Genomic DNA, 19,692 nt, shown 5'->3' with positions numbered 1-19,692 from the left:
GCGCGGCCCGCGCCGCGCTCGCTTGCGCCGCCCTTCTTAGCCTGACATGCCCGCTGCCACCACCCTCGACCCCAAGCCCGCCGCAGCCCCTGCGCCCGTGGCACCGCCGCTGCGCCGCCGCATTGCCTGCATGCTGTACGAAGGCGTACTGCTGTTCGGCGTGATGAGCGCTTCCACTGCCTGCTACCTGCTGCTGCGACCGCTGCTGCAGCACTTCGGCGTGGACGGTCCGCTGACGATCCAGCTGTGGAGCTTCCTGGTGATGGGCCTGTATTTCACCTGGTTCTGGCAGCGCAACGGCCAGACCCTGGCCATGCAGACCTGGCGCATCCGCGTCGAGAACGGCGCCGGCGCGCCGCCGCGCTGGCCGCAGGCGGCGCTGCGCTACGTGCTGGCCTGGCTTTGGCTGCCGCCGTCGGCGGCGCTCGGGCACTGGCTGGGGCTGGTCAAAGGCCCGTTCGTCGGCGTGCTGTGCGCCGGCCTGCTGGTCTGGATCCTGCTGGCCTGGCTCGACCCGCGCCGGCAGTTCCTGCACGACCGCCTCGCCGGCACGCGGCTCGCAGACCTGCGCACGCCCAAGGCATGACGCTCGGCGCCGCCGGCATCCGCCGCCTGGCGGTGACCGCGCAGGCGGCCGCGGCGCTTGGCATCGGCGCTGCCCTGGTGCGGCTGGCGGGATGGCCCTGGCCGGGCGCGATCGCCGCCGGGGTGGCGGTAATCCTCGGCGGCTTCGCAACCGCCATCGCCATCGCCTTTGCCTTTACCGGACGCGGCCTGTGGGTGCCGCCAGGCCACCGCCCGCCGGCACCGCCGCAAGAACTTGCCGCGACACGCCGCCCGTTGCGCTTGCCTGAAGCGCTGCGCTGCTACCTGAACGAGATCCGGTCCGTGCTGCGCATGTTCGACTGGCTGCAACCGTTCCGCGCCCACGCGCCCTTTGCCCCGCCCGCCGACGCCCTGCCCGGCCGCGCCGCACCGCCGGTGCTGCTGGTCCACGGCTACGCCTGCGGGCAGGCGATCTGGCTCGACCTGCAACCGGCACTGGCGGCGGCAGGCTACCGCTGCGAAGGGATCGACCTGCTGCCCGTTTTCGGCGATATCGACGACTACGCGCATGCGCTGCTGGGCGCGATGCGGCGCATGACCGCGACATACGGCAGTGCGCCATTGCTGGTGTGCCACAGCATGGGCGGACTGGTGGCGCGCGCGACGCTGCAGCTGGCTGATGACGAAGACGCCTGCGCCGGCATCGTGACCCTCGGCACCCCGCACCACGGCAGCGCGCTGGCGCGCTTCGGCGGCGGGCACAACGCCGCGCAGATGCGCTGCGGCAGCCCGTGGCTGCGCGCGCTGGCCAGCGCGGAAAGCCCGCGCCTGCGCGCGCGCATGATCTCGGTGTTCAGCTGGCACGACTCGATCGCCGGCCCCCCTTGCACCGGCTGGCTCGACGGCGCGGGACATATCGCGCTGTCAGGCATCGGCCATGTGTCGCTGCTGCGGCATCCTGCCGCGATCCAGGCGGTGCTGGATGCATTGCAGGAGCTGTCGGCTCGCGGACGCTAGCCGGCATGACGGCATCGCTGCTGTCCTGCCTGCGCCACGGTTTCCCACGCTTCACAAGTCAGTCATGTTTCCGTCACGGCACCGTCATCGCGCGCTGGCTGAATGCAGCCATCGCCGCTACCGGGACTGCCATGGTGCAAGCACTCCGATCCGCCCGCGGATACCTGTCGAAGGCCGCGCAACTGAAGCAACGGCTGCGCCGCAGTCCCCGCAGCGGCTGGGATACCGCGGCACCGCTGAGCGCGTTCCTGCCGCCGGGCCTTGACGCCGCCGCCCTCGCGCCGCTGCGCGAGCAGCCGCAAACCTATCCGCCCGAGCCGCACAAGGTCCACCGCTACCGTGCCATCTGGCTGTCCGACATCCACCTGGGCACGCCCGGCTGCCAGGCCACCTACCTGCTCGACTTCCTCAAGCACAACGAATCCGACCAGCTCTACCTGGTCGGCGACATCATCGACGGCTGGCAGCTGCGCCGCGGCTGGTACTGGCCGCAAAGCCACAACGACGTGGTGCAGAAGCTGCTGCGCAAGGCGCGCAAGGGCACCGAGGTGATCTACGTGCCCGGCAACCACGACGAAGCCGCGCGCCAGTTCGACGGCATGGCGTTCGGCGACATCACCGTGCGCGAAGAAGCGGTCCACGTCACCGCCACCGGGCGCCGGCTGTGGGTGGTGCACGGCGACCTGTTCGACGGCGTGGTGCAGCACGCGCGCTGGCTCGCCTATCTGGGCGACTCGCTGTACACGGTGATCCTGGCGCTGAACCGGCACTTCAACCGGCTGCGCGCGCGGCTGGGCTTCCCGTACTGGTCGCTGTCGCAGTTCCTGAAGCACCAGGTCAAGAACGCGGTCAACTACATCAGCGCCTTCGAGACCGCGATGGTCGACGAAGCGCGCCGGCGCGGCTGCGATGGCGTGGTCTGCGGCCACATCCACAAGGCCGAGATCCGCGACGTCAACGGCCAGCTCTACTGCAACGACGGCGACTGGGTGGAAAGCCTGTCGGCATTGGTCGAGACCATGGAGGGCGAGCTGAAGATCGTCTACTGGACCACGCTGATGGATCCGCCCGAACCGGCCACGCGCCGCCGGCGCCGTGCCGCAGTGGCGGGCTGATGCCGGCCCCGCATTTCTCCCGCGTCCCTGATTCCGCATTGCCCTTCCAACGCCCCCTAGGAGGCTGCATGAAGATCCTGATCGTCACCGATGCCTGGGAACCGCAGGTCAACGGCGTGGTGCGCACGCTCAAGTCCACGCGCCGCGAGCTGGAGGCACTGGGCCACACGGTGGACATGATCACGCCGCTGGAATTCCGCACGGTGCCGTGCCCGACCTATCCCGAGATCCGGCTGTCGCTGCTGCCGTCGGCGCGGGTGCGGCGGCGCATCGAAGCATTCGGCCCCGATGCCCTGCATATCGCCACCGAAGGCCCGCTCGGCCTGGCCGCCCGGCGCCATGCGCTGCGCCGGCGCCTGCCCTTCACCACGGCCTACCACACGCGCTTCCCGGAGTATGTGCAGGCGCGCTTCGGCATCCCCCTGGCCTGGACCTACCGCTTCCTGCGCTGGTTCCACGGCCCGGCGCAGGCGGTGATGGCGCCGACGCCGGTGGTGCTCGACGACCTGCACCAGCACGGCATCGACCACGGCGTGCTGTGGACGCGCGGCGTCGACCTCGACATCTTCACGCCGCAGCGCGCCAACGTGCTCAACACGGCGCACCCGATTTTCCTGTACGTGGGCCGCGTCGCGGTGGAGAAGAACGTCGAGGCCTTCCTGGCGCTCGACCTGCCCGGCTCCAAGTGGGTGGTTGGCGACGGCCCCGCGCTGCCCGCGCTGCGTGCGCGCTATCCGGGCGCCAACTACCTGGGCGTGCTGAGCCAGCCGGGACTGGCCCGGGTGTATGCTTCGGCTGATGTCTTCGTGTTCCCCAGCCGCACCGATACCTTCGGGCTGGTGCTGCTGGAAGCGCTGGCCAGCGGCCTGCCGGTGGCGGCGTACCCGGTCACCGGCCCGATCGACGTGCTGGGCGACAGCCCCGCGGGCGTGATGCACGAAGACCTGCGCGAAGCCTGCCTGGAAGCGCTGCGCATCGACCGCGCCACGGCCCGAGCCCATGCCGAACGGTTTTCATGGCGCGCCGCTTCCGAGCAGTTCCTGGCCCACTTGCGGCCGTTCGCCGCCGGCAAGCCGGGCGGCGCAACGGCCCAACCCGCACCGCAAAGCCATGCCGAAACCCCATCCGGAACTGCCGTCCGACCCGCCCCTGCAGAGGCCGCCGGCAGCCCAGAGCGCTGACTACACGATCGAGCAGAACCCCCACAAGAGCAACCGCGGCCTGGCACGCGCCTGGCGCGCCGCCATCAACTCGCTGTCCGGCCTGCGCTACGCGGTGCTGGAGGAAAGCGCATTCCGCCAGGAGCTGACGCTGGTGGCGATCCTGGCGCCATGCGCCTTCCTGCTGCCGGTCGGGGTGGTCGAGCGCATCCTGCTGCTCGGCACGCTGCTGGTGGTGCTGATCGTGGAGTTGCTCAACTCCAGCGTCGAGGCGGCGATCGACCGGATCTCGCTGGAACGCCACAGCCTGTCCAAGCGCGCCAAGGACTTCGGCAGCGCCGCGGTGCTGCTGGCGCTGGTGCTGTGCGGCGGCACCTGGCTTGCCATTGCCGGCCCCCACGTGGCGCGCTGGGTCCGCGCGCTGGCGGGCTGAACGCCGGACGAGGGGCCATCCGGGGGCGCGCCGGGCCGATTGCTTATAATCGCTACCCTGCCACGATTCACCGATCGACCGATCGACCGACCGCCCGGACGCCCATGGAACCGAAACCGCAAACCGGCCCCCGCCGCACCAGGGACCGCATCCTCGACGTCTCGCTGCGCCTGTTCAACGAAGTCGGCGAACCGAACGTCACCACCACGACAATCGCGGAAGCCATGGAGATCAGCCCCGGCAATCTCTATTACCACTTCCGCAACAAGGACGACATCATCAACTCCATCTTCGTTCGCTTCGAGCAGGAGATGGAGCGCCGCCTGAAGATGCCGGACGACCACAAGGCGACCCTGGACGAGAGCTGGGGCTACCTGCAGTACATGTCCGAGTTCCTGTGGAACTACCGCTTCCTGTATCGCGACATCAACGACCTGCTGGCGCGCAACCGGATGCTGGAGACCAACTTCAAGCGCATCGTGGAGCAGAAGCAGCGCTTTGCGCACGAGATCTGCCGGCAGTTCCTGGAAGACGGCGAGATGGAAGCCACGCCCGAGCAGGTCGAGGCGATCTGCACCAACATGGTGGTGATCGCCACCTACTGGCTGTCGTTCCAGTTCGTGCAGCATCCGCGCCAGTACAACGATGCCGAGCAGATCCGCGGCTACCTGCATGGCTCGAGCTACCACATCTTCTCGATCCTCGCGCCCTACCTGCGCGGGCGCGCGCGCGCGGCGTTCGATCAGCTGGCCCGCGACTACGCGGCGTCCAGGACGGCCGCCGAGGCGGCAAAGGAAAAGAAGTGAAATCCGTCTGCGTCTATTGCGGCTCCAGCCCCGGCAACCGCCCCGAATATGCCGAGGGTGCGCACCTGCTCGGCCGCACGCTGGCCGAACGCGGCCTGGCGCTGGTCTATGGCGGCGGCAAGGTCGGCCTGATGGGGACCGTGGCCGACGCGGTGCTGGAACACGGCGGCACCGTCATCGGCATCATCCCGGAAGCGCTGATGCAGAAGGAAGTGGGCCACCGCGGCCTGACCGAGCTGCACGTGGTGCGCAACATGCACGAGCGCAAGCAGATGATGGCCGACCGTTCCGATGCCTTCATCGCCATGCCCGGCGGCGTGGGCACCTTCGAAGAGCTGTTCGAGACCTTCACCTGGCTGCAGCTGGGCTACCACGACAAGCCGGTGGGACTGCTCAATGTCGGCGGCTTCTATGACGGCATGCTGGGCTTTCTCGGCCATGCCGTGCAGGAAGGGTTCCTGAAGCAGGTGCATGCCGACCTGCTGCATGTGGCGGACCTGCCCGGCACGCTGCTGGACCAGCTGGCCGCCGCGCCGCGCGTGCGCGTGGACAAGTGGCAGCAGGCCCGCGACAAGACCTGATGACCTGATGTCCGCCCGGCGCGGCTCCTGCCGCGCCTAGAACGACGAGCCCGGCCGCTGCAGGAACGCCAGTTCCTCCGCCGTGCCCGGCCTGCCCAGCACCGCGTTGCGGTGCGGGAAGCGGCCAAAGCGCGCGATGATCTCGCGGTGCTTGTCGGCCCACTCCACCCCATCCACCTTCCCGCCACTGGACTCGCGCAGCTGCGTCATCAGCCGCACCGCCTCGTCCTGGTCCTCCAGCACTTCCGAATGCTCGAACGGCATGTAGCAGAACATGCGGTGGTAGTCGGTCGGCAGCGCACGGTCCATGCCGGTCGCGACGATGCGCCTGGCCAGCGCCAGCGCCTGCGCATCGGTGCCGAAGCTGCGCGGGTCGTTGCGGAACATGTTGCGCGGGAACTGGTCCAGCAGCACCACGCGCGCGCAGGCGCCTGCGGGCGTGACTGACCAGTCATCCGGTGCGCCCTCGCTGGCGACCTGCCAGTCAGACAGGAAGTGCGCGCGGATCCGGGCGTCGAAGTCATCCGACTTGGTGAACCATGCGGGGCGCGCGGTATTCCAGGCCGCCGAAGCGGGCTGGTCGAACCAGAAGTCGAGCACGCGGCAGGCAGCTTCAGGCAGTTGCACGGACATGGGCGGCGATTCTTTCGCGGTGAAAAGGGGAAGGCAGGCGCTTCAGTGTGGCTTCAGCGCGCCACGTTGCGCATCCAGTCGGCGGTCTGGAAGAACGCCTGCATCAGGCGCAGCTGCAGGTCCTCGGGCAGGCCGACGTCCTGCATCGCCAATGCCATGCAGCGCATCCACTGGTCACGCTCGCTGATGCCGATCTCGAACGGCATGTGGCGCGCGCGCAGGCGCGGATGGCCGAAGCGCTCGATAAAGTGGTTGGGACCGCCCAGCCAGCCGCACAGGAACCAGAACAGCTTGTCGCGCGAGCCTTCCAGCGAAGGCGGGTGGATCGCGCGCAGCCCGGCAAACTGGGTTTCGAGGTCCATCAGGTCGTAGAAGCGGTCGACCAGCTCGCGCACGCGCGCCTCGCCGCCGACCAGCTCGAACGCCGTGACCTCAGGGGTGCCGTCGGCGTTGCCGGATTGTTGATTGGATTCAGTACTCATCACAAACTCAAGGACATGGCGCCGCTCAGGCGTCACGCAAGGTCGCCAGCGCCGGCTGGCGCAGCACTTCGCGCAGGCTCAGCCAGCCGCCGGCAAAAGCGCACAGCATGCCAGAAACCACGCCGACCGGCACGATCCATGCATTAAAGCGGTACGGGAAGTCGAAGACGAACTGCGACAGCCCCCAGCCCACCGCGATCGCGCCCAGGCTCGCCAGCAAGCCGGCCAGCCCGCCGACCACCAGGAACTCGGCGTACTGGGTCTGCCGCACCAGCGCCGCCGACGCCCCCAGCGCCTTGAGCAGGCCGGCGTCGCGCATGCGCTCGTCGCGCGCGCCGGACAGCGCCGCGTACAGCACCGTGACCCCGGCAGCCAGCGTGAAGATAAACAGGAACTCCACCGCCGCGATCACCTGGTCCAGGATGTCCTGGATCTGGCGCAGGATCATGTCGGTATTGACCACCGTGATGTTGGGGAAGGCCGCGATCAGCCGGTTACCCAGCGCCGCGCTGGCCGCGGGCAGGTGGAACGAGGTGATATAGGTCTCGGGCATGCCCTGCATCGCCGCCGGCGGCAGGATCACGAAGAAATTGACCCGCATCGAGCCCCAGTCGAGCTTGCGCAACGAGGTCACGCGCGCCTGCACCGCCTGGCCGGCCACGTCGAAGCGCAGGGTGTCGCCGAGGCGGATTCCCAGCGTCTTGGCGATGCCCTCCTCCACCGAGGCGCCCGCGTCGGCGCCGGCGCTGCCGTCGGACCACCGCCCGGCGATCACGCGATTGCCCTCCGGCAGCACATCGGTATAGGACAGGTTGAATTCGCGCTCGACCAGGTTGCGCGCGCGGCCGTCCTCGAAGCTGCCGGCCTGGATCGCACGCTCGCCGATATGGGTCAGGCGCCCGCGCACCATCGGATAAAGCAGGTCCTTGATGCCCGCGCCGGCCAGCATCGTGCGCAGCGGCTCGCGCTGGTCGGGCTGGATATTGATGATGAAGCGATTGGGCGCGTCGGCCGGCGTGGCGCTGCGCCACGAATCGACCAGGTCGTTGCGGGTCATGCCGAGCAGCAGCAGCGCCATCAGCCCCACCGCCAGCGCCACGGTCTGCAGCACGGTGACGCCGCGGCGGCGCTCCAGCACCGCCAGCGCGAAGCGCCAGCCCATCGACGCGGCGCCGCGCAGGCGCCCGCGCAGCAGGCGCGACAGCAGCGTGAGCAGCCCCAGCGCCAGCAGGCCGAACACCACGCCCGCACCGACGAAGCCGCCCGCGGTGGTCAGCCCGAGCCGCAGGTCGCGCGCCGCCACCAGCAGCAGCGCGACGAAGGCACCCAGGCCGAGCGCGTACGCAATCCACGCCGATACCGGCGGCAACCCGATATCCCGGCGCAGCACCCGCAGCGGCGCCACGCGCGTCAGCGCCAGCAGCGGCGGCAACGCAAACCCCGTCAGCAGCACCAGCCCCGCCAGCACCCCCACCACCGCCGGCAGCGCCGACGGCTGCGGCAACGACACCTTGAGCAGCCCGCCCAGCGACAGCAGCAGCCCGTAGTGCGCCACGTAGCCGATCAGCACCCCGGCCAGCGCGCCGGCCGCACCGACCAGCAGGAATTCCAGCCCGAACGCGCGCAGGATCTGCCCGCGCGACAGCCCCAGGCACTTGTAGACCGCGCAGGCATCGGTATGGCGCTGCATGTAGCGGCGCGCCGACATCGCGATCGCCACCGCCGCGATCATCGACGACAGCACCGCCACCAGCGACAGGAAGCGCTCGGCCCGGTCGAGCGTGGCGCGCATCTGCGGCTGGCCGGATTCGAGCGACTCGATGCGGGTGTTGCGCAGCTTGCGGCGGCCGATTTCATCCTGCGCCCATTTCTGGTACGCGGCCCCGGCGGCGTCCGGGCCGGCCACCAGCAGCCGGTAGGTCACGCGGCTGCCCCAGCCGATCAGGCCGGTGCCGTCAAGGTCCGACAGCGGCATCAGCACGCGCGGCGCGAAGTTCATGAAGCCCGTGCCGCGGTCCATCTCCTGCGTGATGATGCGGTCGATGCGGAAGGTGCGGCTGCCGAGCTGCAGCGCATCGCCCACGCTCACGCCGAGCGCGCCCAGCAGCGCTTCGTCGACCCATACCGTGCCCGGCGCCGGAATGCCTTCGGCGGGCGCGTCCGGCGTGCCCGGCGCGTTGGTCACCCTGAGCTTGCCGCGCAGCGGATAGCCGTCGGTCACAGCCTTGAGCGCGGCCAGCTGGCTGGGCGCGTCGGCCCCGGCCGGGCGCGGCTTGCCGATGCCGGTGGCCATGCTCGGAAAGGTTACCGTCTGCGCCACGGCCAGACCCTGCTTCCCGGCACGCTGCGCGAAGGCGGCGTCGAAAGGATGGTCCGAGACCAGCAGCACGTCTGCGGCGATCATCTGCCGCGCATCGCGCTCCAGCCCCAGCCGCATGCGGTCGGCCATGAAGCCGACGCTGGACAGCGCCGCCACCGCCAGCACCAGCGCGAACAGCAGCAGGTAAAGCTCGCCGGCGAGCCAGTCGCGGCGCGCCATGCGCAGCGCCTGGCGCCAGGCGGAAAACCTGCCTGCTTGTGCGGTGTTCGCGCCGGCGGCGGGACTGGCGTTGGTGGTCGGGGCGTCGATGGCGGACTCGGGGGGCATCGGTTGTTCGGTTAGCTGTTCGGTTGTTTGTTCGGATATTGCGCGTGGCGCCGGTGCGCCTCGGGTCGGTCGGAAAGCCAGGGACCAGGGATACGGTCCGGAATGCAGTCCGGCGTGAACGGCAAGGCGCTAGGGCGGTCCCGGCCGCCCCGGCCGCGCGCTGCCGCCGCGCAGCGTGGCATGCAGCCGGCGCACGCCGCGCCACAGCCTGGGCAGCAGCCAGATGGCGGCCACCAGGAACAGCACCAGCACCACCAGGAACACCACCGGCAGGAAAAACGCCAGCAGCAGGCTGCCGATCGCGGTCATGTCCTCGGTGAATGAGGCCGTCCAGTTGGAAAACGGTTCCGGCAAGACGTTGATCAAGACTCGCGTGCCGGCCTTGGCCGCATGCGCGGTGCCGGCCAGCGTGCCGCCGATCAGGCCGGCCGCCACCATCCACTGCGGGTCGAGCTGGCCGAACGCGGCGGCCGCCAGGATCGCGCCGGCGGGGATGCGCACGAAGGTATGGATGCCGTCCCAGACCGAGTCGAAGCCCGGCACCTTGTCGGCGATGAACTCGGCCACGGCCAGCACCGCGGCCACGCCGATCACCCACCAGGATTCCAGCGGCTGCAGCCCGGGGGGCAGCTCCAGCCAGCCCAGGCGTGCCAGCACGCCGGCGGCGAACACGGCGAGATAGAGGCGAAAACCGCTGGCCCAGGACATGCCCGCGGCCAGCGCGGCGGTTTCCAGCATGTTGCTCCTTGCAAGGCCGGGCGTGCGCGGGGCACGCCCTGGCAAGGAGTGTAATACGAGCGGAGCGGGCGGGCAGCGCGCCCGCCATCCAGCCCATCATCCGCTCCTGCCGCCCGGCCCGCCGCTCAGGTGCCCTCCTTGCCGTCCGGCCCGAACCAGGGCAGCGCTTCCTGCGGCGTCAGCACCCCGGCCGGCTCGGCCATGGCGTAGCCGGGCAGCGCCTCGATGCGTTTTGCGAACGCCGGATCGGCCAGCAAGGCCAGCAGCGCCGCCATCCAGCCGGCGGTCTGGTCGTTCTTGCGCAGCGCCAGGTAGTAAGCCTCGCGCGTCAGCGGCACGAAGGCCAGGCCGTGACTTTCGGCGTTCATGCGCAGCCCGAAGCCAACCTGGGCGCGGCCGCCATGCACCGCCTCAGCCACCTTCTCGTTGCTGAACTCGGTTTCGTCATAGCCGGCGACCTGGTCCTGGTACAGGCCCTGTGCCGCCAGCAACTGGTCGAACAGCATGCGCGTGCCCGAACTGCGCTGGCGGTTGACGAAACGCGCCTGGGTGCGCACCAGGTCGCGCAGGTCGCGGATCTCGCGCGCCAGCTCCGGCGCCACGATCAGCCCCTGCTCGCGCCACGCCAGGCGCAGCAGCCGCACCGAGGCCGGCCGCAGCCACTTGCGCAGGGTCACATGCGCCACAGATCCCGCCGTCTGCACCGGCGAGACGTAGAAGCCCGCCAGCTCCGACTGCCGCTCCTGCAGGCATACCAGCCCTTCCACGCTGCCGCAGAACACCGTGTCCAGCTGCAACGGCGCGACCGCCTGGCCGAGCGCGGCAGCCAGCACTTCCACGGCCGGGTCATGGCTGCCGGTGAAATGGACGCACGATTGCGGCTGCTGGGCATCGTCGAGCTCGGCGATGAAATCCGCCATGGCCTTCTGCACCACCGGTTCGACCGACTCGCGCAGGCGCAGCTCGGCGCGCAGCAGCCGCTCGCCAAAACGCGTCAGCGATGCGCCGCGGCCCCGCTCCATGTCGAGCATGGAGCGGCCCAGCATTTCCTCCCATGTGCGCATCACCCCCCAGGCATGGCGGTAGGACAGGCCGATCTCGCGCGCGGCCCGGTGCAGCGAGCCGGTCTCGCGCACGGCCTTGAGCAACTGGAACACCTTGTCGTTGGCGCGCGGGTTGTCGTCCGGCGCAATGACCGGAAACAGGTCAAAGCCGAACGTCATATGTTCCTCGCTTCATATTTACATCTGAAATTCCGCTGGATCACAATGAACACCCCTGTTTTATTGTCTTTCGCTGCATTCTCCCCGAGTCCTGTAGGGAAAGGCAATTATGTCCATTAAAACATAACTCAATGGGTTCCCCATGCAGCCGCGCCACACCTCCAGCCCGTTCCGCCACCTGCGCCGCGCCACCGCCGCCGCCTGCGTGGTCCTGATGTCGGCCGCGCACGCCGGCGAACTGAAGCTCGCCACCACCACCAGCACCGACAACTCCGGCTTGTTGAAGTACCTGCTGCCCCGCTTTGAGCAGAAGTCCGGCGTCAGCGTCAAGGTGATCGCCGTCGGCTCCGGCAAGGCGATGAAAATGGGCGAGATGGGCGACGTCGACGTGCTGCTGGTCCACGCCCGCAAGATGGAAGACGCCTTCGTCGCCGCCGGCTACGGCGTCAACCGGCGCGACGTGATGTACAACGACTTCATCGTGGTCGGCCCGGCCAACGACCCGGCCGGCCTGAAGGGCGGCAAGGACGTGCTCGCCGGCTTCCGCAAGCTGTCGGGCAGCGGCAGCAAGTTCATCTCGCGCGGCGACAACTCCGGCACCGACGTGATGGAGAAGGAGTACTGGAAAGAAATCGGCATCGAGCCCAAGGGCAAGCCGTGGTACGTCAGTGCCGGCCTGGGCATGGGCGAGGTACTGACCATGGCCGCGCAGATGCCGGGCTACACGCTGTCAGACCGCGCCACCTACGGCGCCTACCGCGCCAAGACCGGCCTGGCCATCGCCATCGAGGGCGACCCGAAGATGTTCAACCCGTACGGGATCATCGCGGTCAATCCGGCCAGGCACCCGGGCACCAACTATGGGGATGCGATGAAGCTGATGGAGTGGGTCACGTCGAAGGAAGGGCAGGACGCGATCGCCAGTTACAAGGTGGAAGGGGAACAGCTGTTCTTCCCGAACTACAAGGCGCAGACCGCGCAGAAATAAATCGCCCGGGGGCAGGGGGATCAACCCGCCTCCGCCTCCAGCCGCGGCAATTGCGGCAGGTCCGCCGCCACCTCCGCGATCATGCGCCGGATCCACATGATGTCCGGCGCCGCGTGGCAGCGCTCGTGCCACAGCTGGTAGAAGCGCATGCGCGGGAACGACACCGGCGACGGCACCATGCGGATCGGCAGATATTGCGCATAGTGCGCCGCGAACTGGCGGCCGGTGGTGAAGACCATGTCAGTCTTCATCAGCACATACGGCACCAGCCCGAAGTACGGCAGCGTCACCTGGATATTGCGCTTGTAGCCCTGCTCCGCGAGCGCCTGGTCGATCATGCTGCGCTGCATCGACGCATATGGCGCCGGGGCCAGGTGCGGCATCTCCAGGTAGTGCTTGAGCGTCAGTCCCTTGCGCGCCAGCGGGTGCTGCGCGCCCAGCATGCACACCACCTCATCGTCGAACAGCGGCGAGATATGCAGGTGTTCCGGCGGCGACAGCCAGTTGCCGACCACGATATCCAGCTGCCCCTGTTCCAGGTCGTCGAGGAAGTCCGACGACGACGTCATCGGATGCACGAACAGCTTGGCGCCCGGCGCCAGCCGGCGCACGCGTTCGACGATATTGGGCAGGAAGAAGGCGTCGAGGTAGTCTGGCGCCCCCAGGTGGAAGGTGCGCGTAGTGGTGGCCGGGTCGAACTGCTGCGGCGGGCGGGCAATGCGGTCCATCGCCGCGAGGCTTTGCTCGGCCAGCGCCAGCAGTTCGCGGCCGCGCTCGGTCGGCACCATGCCGTTCTTGCCCCGCACCAGGATGGCGTCGCCGGTGATCTCGCGCAGGCGCTTCAGCGTGTTGCTGATGGCGGGCTGCGACTGGCCCAGGCGCACGGCGGTGCGGGTCACGCTCTGCTCGGTCAGCAGGGTGTGGAGCACCCGCAGCAAATATGTATCGAGATGGTCGCGTCCGTGCATGGCGATGGGCAGCCCTCCGGCGGGGGCCGGATGGGTGGCGTGGGGGATGGGAACGGCGCATAGTGTATGACAAGCACCCCACAATCGGTCAAATCCGCATACCGCTCAGTGCGGCCGGGCACCGACCGGCGTGCCCGCTGATGGCGCATATCACCTGGGTCGAATATTGCATGAAACGTAGCGATGCTATGTTTCCGCCATCCCCAAGAGAGAGAAGACCATGGAGACGCAAACCATCCGCTTTTTCCACCGCGGCCAGGTCAAGGAAGTATCCGACGCCCCCATTACCCGCACCGTGCTGCAGTACCTGCGTGAAGACGCCCGCTGCACCGGCACCAAGGAAGGCTGCGCCGAAGGCGACTGCGGCGCCTGCACCGTCGTCATTGGCGAACTGCAGGACGGCGGCGACGTCGAATTCAAGGCGGTCAATGCCTGCATCCAGTTCCTGCCCACGCTCGACGGCAAGGCCCTGATCACGGTCGAGGACCTGCGCCAGGCCGACGGCACCCTGCACCCGGTGCAGGAAGCCATGGTCGAGTGCCACGGCTCGCAGTGCGGCTTCTGCACCCCCGGCTTCGTGATGTCGCTGTGGGCGCTGTACCAGCAGCACACCCCCGGCGGCGAGGCGCCTTCGCGCCAGACCATCTGCGACGCGCTGACCGGCAACCTGTGCCGCTGCACCGGCTACCGGCCGATCATCGACGCCGGCGAGCGCATGATGGCCCTGCCCGCCCCGACCGACGGCAAGCTGGACCCGAAGCAGATCGCCGACACGCTGCGCAACCTCAAGCGCGGCGAGACCTTCCGCTACCGCGCGCAAGGGCAGGAATTCTTCGCCCCGCGCACCGCGGCCCAGTTTGGCGCGATCAAGGCCGCGCAGCCCGATATCCGCATTCTCGCCGGCAGCACCGACGTCGGCCTGTGGGTGACCAAGCAGTTCCGCGAGCTGGGCAACCTGCTCTACGTGGGCCAGGTGGAAGACCTGAACCGGATCGAGCAACGCGACGGCATGGTCGAGATCGGCGCTGCCGTGACGCTGGAAAAAGCCTATGCCGCGCTGAATGCCACGCATCCGGAACTGGAAGAACTGTGGAAGCGCTTTGCCTCGCTGCCGATCCGCAATGCCGGCACGCTGGGCGGCAATATCGCCAACGGCTCGCCGATCGGCGACTCGATGCCGGCGCTGATTGCGCTGGGTACGGAAGTGGTGCTGCAGCTTGGCGAAACCCGCCGCACGCTGCCGCTGGAAGACCTGTACCTGGCCTACCAGAAGACCGCCATGCAGCAAGGCGAATTCGTCGCCGCGCTGCGCGTGCCCGTGGCGGGGCCGCAGCACTTCCGCACCTACAAGCTGTCCAAACGTTTTGACGAGGATATCTCGGCCGTGTGTGCCGCATTCGGCATCACCGTGCAGGACGGCATCGTCCGCGAGGCGCGCATCGCCTTCGGCGGCATGGCGGCCACGCCCAAGCGCGCGGCCGCCACGGAAGCGGCCCTGATCGGCCGGCCGTGGAACGAAGCCACCGCCCGCGCCGGCATGGCCGCGCTGTCGCAGGACTACACCCCGCTGACCGACATGCGGGCGACCGCGTCGTACCGCAGCCGCGGCGCCGCCAACCTGCTGTACCGCTTCTGGCTGGAAACCACCAGCGAAGCGCTGCCCGCGGCAGCCGTCAATGTCCGTGCGCCCGGCGCCGGCACCATCGCAATCGTCACGGCCTGAGAGAAAAAGGAAAATCGGCATGAACAAGCAAACCGAACCCTTCCTGCTCGACGCCGGCATTGCCGCCGAGGCAGTGCCGCAGGTCGGCATCTCGCGTCCGCATGAATCCGCCCACCTGCACGTGGCCGGCACCGCCACCTATACGGACGATATCCCCGAGCTGGCCGGCACGCTGCACGCCGCGCTCGGCATGAGCAGCCGCGCGCACGCCCGCATCAAGTCGATCTCGCTCGACAAGGTGCGCGCCGCTCCCGGCGTGGTGTCCGTGCTGACGGTGGACGACATCCCCGGCACCAACGACTGCGGCCCGATCATCCACGACGACCCGATCCTGGCGCGCGACGTGGTGCAGTTCATCGGCCAGCCGGTCTTTATCGTGGTGGCGACCTCGCACGACGCCGCCCGCCGCGCCGCCCGCCTGGGCGTGATCGAGTATGAAGACCTGCCGCCGGTGCTGTCGCCGGAAGCCGCGCACGAAGCCGGCAGCTATGTGCTGCCGCCGATGCACCTGAAGCGCGGCGAGGCGGTCAGCCATATCGCCGGCGCTGCCCACAAGGACGGCGGCAGGATCCACCTCGGCGGGCAGGAACAGTTCTACCTGGAAGGCCAGATTTCCTACGCCGCGCCGCGCGAGAACGACGGCATGCAGGTGTGGTGCTCGACCCAGCACCCGACCGAGATGCAGCACGCCGTGTGCCATATGCTGGGCTGGCAGGCGCACCAGGTGCTGGTCGAGTGCCGCCGCATGGGCGGCGGCTTCGGCGGCAAGGAATCGCAGTCGGCGCTGTTCGCCTGCTGCGCCGCGCTGGCCGCGTGGAAGCTGATGTGCCCGGTCAAGCTGCGTCCGGACCGCGACGACGACATGATGATCACCGGCAAGCGCCATGATTTCGTGTTCGACTACGAAGTGGGCCACGATGACGAGGGCCATATCGAGGGCGTCAAGGTCCAGATGGTGTCGCGCGCCGGTTTCTCGGCCGACCTGTCGGGCCCGGTGATGACCCGCGCCATCTGCCACTTCGACAATGCCTACTGGCTGCCGAACGTGCAGATCGACGGCTACTGCGGCAAGACCAATACCCAGAGCAATACCGCCTTCCGCGGCTTCGGCGGCCCGCAGGGCGCGTTTGCGATCGAGTACATCCTGGACAACGTGGCCCGCAACGTCGGCAAGGATTCGCTCGAAGTGCGCCGCGCCAACTTCTACGGCAAGACCGGGAACAACGTCACGCCGTACGGCCAGACCGTGGAAGACAACGTCATCCACGAGCTGATCGACGAACTGGTCGCGACCAGCGCATACCGCGCCCGCCGCGAGGCCACGCGCGCCTTCAACGCGCAGAGCCCGATCCTGAAGAAGGGCATCGCCATCACCCCGGTGAAGTTCGGCATTTCGTTCAACGTGGCCCACTTCAACCAGGCCGGCGCGCTGGTGCATGTCTACAACGACGGCTCGGTGCTGGTGAACCACGGCGGCACCGAAATGGGCCAGGGCCTGAACACCAAGGTGGCGATGGTGGTGGCGCATGAGCTGGGCATCCGCATGGAACGCGTGCGCGTGACCGCGACCGATACCAGCAAGGTGGCCAACACCTCGGCTACCGCGGCATCGACCGGCGCCGACCTGAACGGCAAGGCCGCGCAGGATGCCGCCCGCCAGATCCGCGAGCGCCTGGCCGCGTTTGCAGCACGCAAGGCCGGCGTCGAGCCGTCCGACGTGCGCTTCAACGATGACCTGGTCAGCGCCGGCGAGCTGCGCGTGTCCTTCGGCGAACTGGCGCGCGAGGCCTATCTGGCGCGCGTGCAGCTGTGGTCCGACGGCTTCTACACCACGCCCAAGCTGCACTGGGACCAGAGCAAGCTGCAGGGCCGCCCGTTCTACTACTACGCCTACGGCGCCGCCTGCTCCGAGGTACTGGTCGATACGCTGACCGGCGAATGGAAGCTGCTGCGTGCCGACGCGCTGCACGACGCCGGCCGCTCGCTGAACCCGGCGCTGGATATCGGCCAGGTCGAGGGCGCGTTCATCCAGGGCATGGGCTGGCTGACCACCGAGGAACTGTGGTGGAACAAGGACGGCAAGCTGATGACGCACGCCCCGTCCACGTACAAGATCCCGACGGTCAACGACTGCCCCGAGGAATTCAACGTGCGCCTGTTCCAGAACCAGAACGTCGAGGACAGCATCCACCGCTCCAAGGCGGTGGGCGAGCCGCCGCTGCTGCTGCCGTTCTCGGTGTTCTTCGCGATCCGCGACGCGATTGCGGCGGTGGGCGACTACCGCATCAACCCGCCGCTGAAGGCGCCCGCCACCAGCGAGGCGATCCTCGACGCCGTGGAAGCGGTACGCGAAGCGGCAACGCAAGCGGCCTGAGCGCAGGCAACGAAGCGATCGCAAGGAAGCGCGCGCCCGCGGGTGCCCCGGACTTTCCCCCCGTGCCTGCCGTGACAGGCACGGGGCCGGCGGACGAAGCAGGCGCGCGCCCACCCTGCCCCAGGCAAGACCCAGTTTTCCGATAAGGCCCCCACATGCAGGACGCACCGCTCAAACCCTTCCGCTTCGCCGACGCCGCCCGCATGGTGCGCACCGGCGTGCCGGTGGCGATGGTGACCATCGTCGAGGTCAAGGGCTCGGCCCCGCGCGAGCCCGGCATCCGCATGCTGGTCAGCCCGGACGACCTGGTCGGGACCATCGGCGGCGGCCACCTGGAATGGCGCGGCATGGATATCGCGCGCGAGATGCTGGTGCGGCACGAGCAGCGGCGCATCGAGCGCATCCCGCTGGGCCCGGCGCTTGGCCAGTGCTGCGGCGGCGTGGTGCAGCTGGCATTCGAGGTCTTGGGCGAGGCCGACCTGGCGTGGCTCGACGCGGTCGAGCGCAATTTCGCCACCCACCGCTCGCTGCAGCGGCACGTACCCGCCAGCGGCGCGGTGACTTTTACCGACAGCTGCGCCGTCCTGCCCACCGTCGACCTGCAGCCGGACGGCAGCTGGACCGACACGCTGGTGCCGGACGCCATGCACGTGGTGCTGTTCGGCGCCGGCCACGTCGGCCATGCGCTGGTCAAGGTGCTGGCGACGCTGCCGTGCCGCGTGCACTGGGTCGACGAGCGCGACACGCTGTTCCCCGGCGGCCTGCCCGACAACGTCGAGGCCGAGGCCAGCGACACGCCCGAGGCCGTGGTCCCGCAGGCACCGGCGGGCAGCTATTTCCTGGTGATGACGCACAGCCATGCGCTCGACCAGACCCTGTGCGAAGAAATCCTGAAGCGCACCGATTTCGCCTACTTCGGCCTGATCGGCTCCAAGACCAAGCGCGCGCGCTTTGAACACCGCATGGCCGAGCATGGCATCGACCCGGCCAGGTTTGCGGAAATGACATGCCCCATGGGGGTTCCCGGGATCACCGACAAAGCTCCGGCTATGATTGCGGTAGCCATCGTCGCCCAGCTGCTCCAGGTTCGCGAACAGCGCTTAGCCGCGCTGCGTGCGGGCCTGGCGGAGGCGGTGCATCCCTGAGAACCCGTGCCGCCGGCCCTGGCCGGCGGGCATAGAGAACACGAGGCCCCCATGACCATCGATGCCGCGCTGGCGGACAAGATCCGCCGTACCCCCAAGGCCGAACTGCATGTGCATATCGAAGGCACGCTCGAGCCGGAACTGATCTTCCGGCTGGCCCAGCGCAACCAGGTGGCGCTGCCCTACCCCAGCGTGGAGGCGCTGCGCGCCGCCTACGCCTTTACCGACCTGCAGTCGTTCCTCGACATTTATTACGCCGGCGCCAGCGTGCTGCTGACCGAGGAAGATTTCTTCGACATGACCATGGACTACGTCAAGCGCGCCGTCGCCGACAATGTCCGTCACGCCGAGATCTTCTTCGATCCGCAAACCCATACCGCGCGCGGCGTGCCGATCGGCGTGGTGATCGACGGCATTGCCGATGCCCTGGCCCAGGCACGTACCGAGTACGATTTTTCGAGCAGCCTGATTCTGTGCTTCCTGCGCCACCTGTCGGAGGAAGACGCCTTTGCCACGCTGGACGCCGCGCTGCCCTACCGTGACCGCTTTGTCGGCGTGGGGCTGGATTCGTCCGAGCAAGGCAACCCGCCGGAGAAGTTTGCACGCGTGTTCGCGCGGGCGAAAGAACTGGGCCTGCACCTGGTCGCCCATGCTGGCGAGGAAGGCCCGGCCCAGTACGTCACAGACGCCCTCGACATCCTTAATGTGGAACGCATCGACCACGGCGTGCATGCCATCGACGATGCCGCGCTGGTCCAGCGCCTGGCGCGCGAGCGCGTGGCGCTGACGGTATGCCCGCTGTCCAACGTCAAGCTCAAGGTCTACCCCGACCTGCGCGACCACCCGCTCAAGCGCATGCTCGATGCGGGCGTGGCCATCACGCTGCATTCGGACGACCCGGCCTACTTTGGCGGCTACATGAACGCCAACTGGGAAGCCACCTTCGACGCGCTGCCGCTGGACGAGTCCGATGCCCACAAGCTCGCGCGCAACAGCTTTGAAGCGGCCTTCCTGCCCGAGGTGCAGAAGGCCGAGTTCCTGGCCGAAGTCGACCACTTCTGGTCGGCCAGGCCCAAATCCCCGCCCGCGACGGCCCCCACGGCCTGAGCGGCG

General features: G+C 68.7%; 18 protein-coding genes. 12 read left to right on the top strand and 6 right to left on the bottom strand.

Annotation, left to right across the window (positions count from 1 at the left end; all coding sequences use genetic code 11):
• Positions 1–46: 46 nt before the first annotated feature.
• From JTE92_RS16785 to JTE92_RS16755, 7 genes are all read left to right on the top strand, one after another.
• Positions 47–586, top strand: a complete 540-nt coding sequence (locus JTE92_RS16785; protein WP_063241457.1) for an RDD family protein — start codon at positions 47–49, stop codon at positions 584–586.
• Positions 583–1,563, top strand: coding sequence for an esterase/lipase family protein (locus JTE92_RS16780; RefSeq protein ID WP_063241456.1), 981 nt, complete (start codon positions 583–585; stop codon positions 1,561–1,563). The genes JTE92_RS16785 and JTE92_RS16780 overlap by 4 nt, the downstream gene beginning before the upstream one ends.
• Positions 1,564–1,694: 131 nt before the next feature.
• Positions 1,695–2,678 (top strand): UDP-2,3-diacylglucosamine diphosphatase, encoded by a 984-nt coding sequence (locus JTE92_RS16775; protein WP_063241515.1) that lies wholly within the window; start codon positions 1,695–1,697, stop codon positions 2,676–2,678.
• A 68-nt stretch (positions 2,679–2,746) separates the two neighbouring features.
• On the top strand, positions 2,747–3,859 hold the full coding sequence (locus JTE92_RS16770) for a glycosyltransferase family 4 protein (RefSeq protein WP_063241455.1): 1,113 nt from the start codon (positions 2,747–2,749) through the stop codon (positions 3,857–3,859).
• On the top strand, positions 3,789–4,271 hold the full coding sequence (locus JTE92_RS16765) for a diacylglycerol kinase (protein ID WP_063241454.1): 483 nt from the start codon (positions 3,789–3,791) through the stop codon (positions 4,269–4,271). The genes JTE92_RS16770 and JTE92_RS16765 overlap by 71 nt, the downstream gene beginning before the upstream one ends.
• Positions 4,272–4,375: 104 nt before the next feature.
• Positions 4,376–5,077, top strand: a complete 702-nt coding sequence (locus JTE92_RS16760; RefSeq protein WP_063241453.1) for a TetR/AcrR family transcriptional regulator — start codon at positions 4,376–4,378, stop codon at positions 5,075–5,077.
• Positions 5,074–5,658 carry an LOG family protein gene (locus JTE92_RS16755; protein ID WP_063241452.1) on the top strand — a complete coding sequence of 195 codons (585 nt, stop codon included), beginning with the start codon at positions 5,074–5,076 and terminating at the stop codon, positions 5,656–5,658. Before JTE92_RS16760 ends, JTE92_RS16755 begins: the two co-directional genes overlap by 4 nt.
• Positions 5,659–5,694: 36 nt before the next feature.
• Here JTE92_RS16755 and JTE92_RS16750 read toward each other — a convergent pair whose 3' ends face one another.
• From JTE92_RS16750 to JTE92_RS16730, 5 genes are all read right to left on the bottom strand, one after another.
• The gene (locus JTE92_RS16750) at positions 5,695–6,291 is read right to left on the bottom strand and encodes a DUF924 family protein (protein WP_063241451.1); all 597 of its coding nucleotides are present in this window, start codon (positions 6,289–6,291) and stop codon (positions 5,695–5,697) included.
• A 53-nt stretch (positions 6,292–6,344) separates the two neighbouring features.
• Complete coding sequence (locus tag JTE92_RS16745; RefSeq protein ID WP_063241450.1) at positions 6,345–6,773, bottom strand: group II truncated hemoglobin; 429 nt, start codon at positions 6,771–6,773, stop codon at positions 6,345–6,347.
• A gap of 25 nt (positions 6,774–6,798) precedes the next feature.
• Entirely contained in the window at positions 6,799–9,420 is a 2,622-nt protein-coding gene (locus JTE92_RS16740; protein WP_063241449.1) for an ABC transporter permease, read from the bottom strand.
• A 129-nt stretch (positions 9,421–9,549) separates the two neighbouring features.
• The gene (locus JTE92_RS16735; protein ID WP_063241448.1) at positions 9,550–10,158 is read right to left on the bottom strand and encodes a DUF4126 domain-containing protein; all 609 of its coding nucleotides are present in this window, start codon (positions 10,156–10,158) and stop codon (positions 9,550–9,552) included.
• A gap of 125 nt (positions 10,159–10,283) precedes the next feature.
• Positions 10,284–11,381, bottom strand: a complete 1,098-nt coding sequence (locus JTE92_RS16730; RefSeq protein WP_063241447.1) for a substrate-binding domain-containing protein — start codon at positions 11,379–11,381, stop codon at positions 10,284–10,286.
• 142 nt (positions 11,382–11,523) lie between these two features.
• Between JTE92_RS16730 and JTE92_RS16725 the strand changes: the two genes are divergently transcribed.
• On the top strand, positions 11,524–12,369 hold the full coding sequence (locus JTE92_RS16725) for an ABC transporter substrate-binding protein (RefSeq protein WP_063241446.1): 846 nt from the start codon (positions 11,524–11,526) through the stop codon (positions 12,367–12,369).
• A 20-nt stretch (positions 12,370–12,389) separates the two neighbouring features.
• Here the strand turns inward: JTE92_RS16725 and JTE92_RS16720 are convergent, their stop codons facing one another.
• Complete coding sequence (locus JTE92_RS16720) at positions 12,390–13,337, bottom strand: LysR substrate-binding domain-containing protein (protein WP_063241445.1); 948 nt, start codon at positions 13,335–13,337, stop codon at positions 12,390–12,392.
• Positions 13,338–13,557: 220 nt separating this feature from the next.
• On the opposite strand from JTE92_RS16720, the gene xdhA reads away from it, so the two are divergent.
• The 4 genes from xdhA (at position 13,558) to JTE92_RS16700 (ending at position 19,686) form a co-directional block, all read left to right on the top strand.
• The gene (xdhA, locus tag JTE92_RS16715) at positions 13,558–15,060 is read left to right on the top strand and encodes a xanthine dehydrogenase small subunit (protein ID WP_063241444.1); all 1,503 of its coding nucleotides are present in this window, start codon (positions 13,558–13,560) and stop codon (positions 15,058–15,060) included.
• Positions 15,061–15,079: 19 nt separating this feature from the next.
• Positions 15,080–17,434: a xanthine dehydrogenase molybdopterin binding subunit gene (xdhB, locus tag JTE92_RS16710; protein ID WP_063241443.1), complete on the top strand. Its 2,355-nt coding sequence runs from the start codon at positions 15,080–15,082 to the stop codon at positions 17,432–17,434.
• Positions 17,435–17,589: 155 nt separating this feature from the next.
• Positions 17,590–18,579: a xanthine dehydrogenase accessory protein XdhC gene (gene xdhC, locus JTE92_RS16705; protein WP_063241442.1), complete on the top strand. Its 990-nt coding sequence runs from the start codon at positions 17,590–17,592 to the stop codon at positions 18,577–18,579.
• Between the two features lie 51 nt (positions 18,580–18,630).
• Positions 18,631–19,686 (top strand): adenosine deaminase, encoded by a 1,056-nt coding sequence (locus JTE92_RS16700; RefSeq protein ID WP_063241441.1) that lies wholly within the window; start codon positions 18,631–18,633, stop codon positions 19,684–19,686.
• Positions 19,687–19,692: the final 6 nt, after the last annotated feature.

The organism is Cupriavidus oxalaticus (assembly GCF_016894385.1).
Taxonomy (GTDB): Bacteria; Pseudomonadota; Gammaproteobacteria; order Burkholderiales; family Burkholderiaceae; genus Cupriavidus; species Cupriavidus oxalaticus.
This window is presented reverse-complemented; position numbering and strand designations above follow the sequence as displayed.

What these genes read in the sequence shown, in the direction of transcription:
- JTE92_RS16720 (WP_063241445.1), bottom strand. Translation starts at nt 13,337, where the DNA reads ATGCACGGACGCGACCATCTCGATACATATTTGCTGCGGGTGCTCCAC.
- JTE92_RS16775 (WP_063241515.1), top strand. Translation starts at nt 1,695, where the DNA reads ATGGTGCAAGCACTCCGATCCGCCCGCGGATACCTGTCGAAGGCCGCG.
- xdhA (WP_063241444.1), top strand. Translation starts at nt 13,558, where the DNA reads ATGGAGACGCAAACCATCCGCTTTTTCCACCGCGGCCAGGTCAAGGAA.
- JTE92_RS16750 (WP_063241451.1), bottom strand. Translation starts at nt 6,291, where the DNA reads ATGTCCGTGCAACTGCCTGAAGCTGCCTGCCGCGTGCTCGACTTCTGG.
- JTE92_RS16735 (WP_063241448.1), bottom strand. Translation starts at nt 10,158, where the DNA reads ATGCTGGAAACCGCCGCGCTGGCCGCGGGCATGTCCTGGGCCAGCGGT.
- xdhB (WP_063241443.1), top strand. Translation starts at nt 15,080, where the DNA reads ATGAACAAGCAAACCGAACCCTTCCTGCTCGACGCCGGCATTGCCGCC.
- JTE92_RS16760 (WP_063241453.1), top strand. Translation starts at nt 4,376, where the DNA reads ATGGAACCGAAACCGCAAACCGGCCCCCGCCGCACCAGGGACCGCATC.
- JTE92_RS16725 (WP_063241446.1), top strand. Translation starts at nt 11,524, where the DNA reads ATGCAGCCGCGCCACACCTCCAGCCCGTTCCGCCACCTGCGCCGCGCC.
- JTE92_RS16785 (WP_063241457.1), top strand. Translation starts at nt 47, where the DNA reads ATGCCCGCTGCCACCACCCTCGACCCCAAGCCCGCCGCAGCCCCTGCG.
- JTE92_RS16765 (WP_063241454.1), top strand. Translation starts at nt 3,789, where the DNA reads ATGCCGAAACCCCATCCGGAACTGCCGTCCGACCCGCCCCTGCAGAGG.
- JTE92_RS16700 (WP_063241441.1), top strand. Translation starts at nt 18,631, where the DNA reads ATGACCATCGATGCCGCGCTGGCGGACAAGATCCGCCGTACCCCCAAG.
- JTE92_RS16745 (WP_063241450.1), bottom strand. Translation starts at nt 6,773, where the DNA reads ATGAGTACTGAATCCAATCAACAATCCGGCAACGCCGACGGCACCCCT.
- JTE92_RS16770 (WP_063241455.1), top strand. Translation starts at nt 2,747, where the DNA reads ATGAAGATCCTGATCGTCACCGATGCCTGGGAACCGCAGGTCAACGGC.
- JTE92_RS16740 (WP_063241449.1), bottom strand. Translation starts at nt 9,420, where the DNA reads ATGCCCCCCGAGTCCGCCATCGACGCCCCGACCACCAACGCCAGTCCC.
- xdhC (WP_063241442.1), top strand. Translation starts at nt 17,590, where the DNA reads ATGCAGGACGCACCGCTCAAACCCTTCCGCTTCGCCGACGCCGCCCGC.
- JTE92_RS16730 (WP_063241447.1), bottom strand. Translation starts at nt 11,381, where the DNA reads ATGACGTTCGGCTTTGACCTGTTTCCGGTCATTGCGCCGGACGACAAC.
- JTE92_RS16780 (WP_063241456.1), top strand. Translation starts at nt 583, where the DNA reads ATGACGCTCGGCGCCGCCGGCATCCGCCGCCTGGCGGTGACCGCGCAG.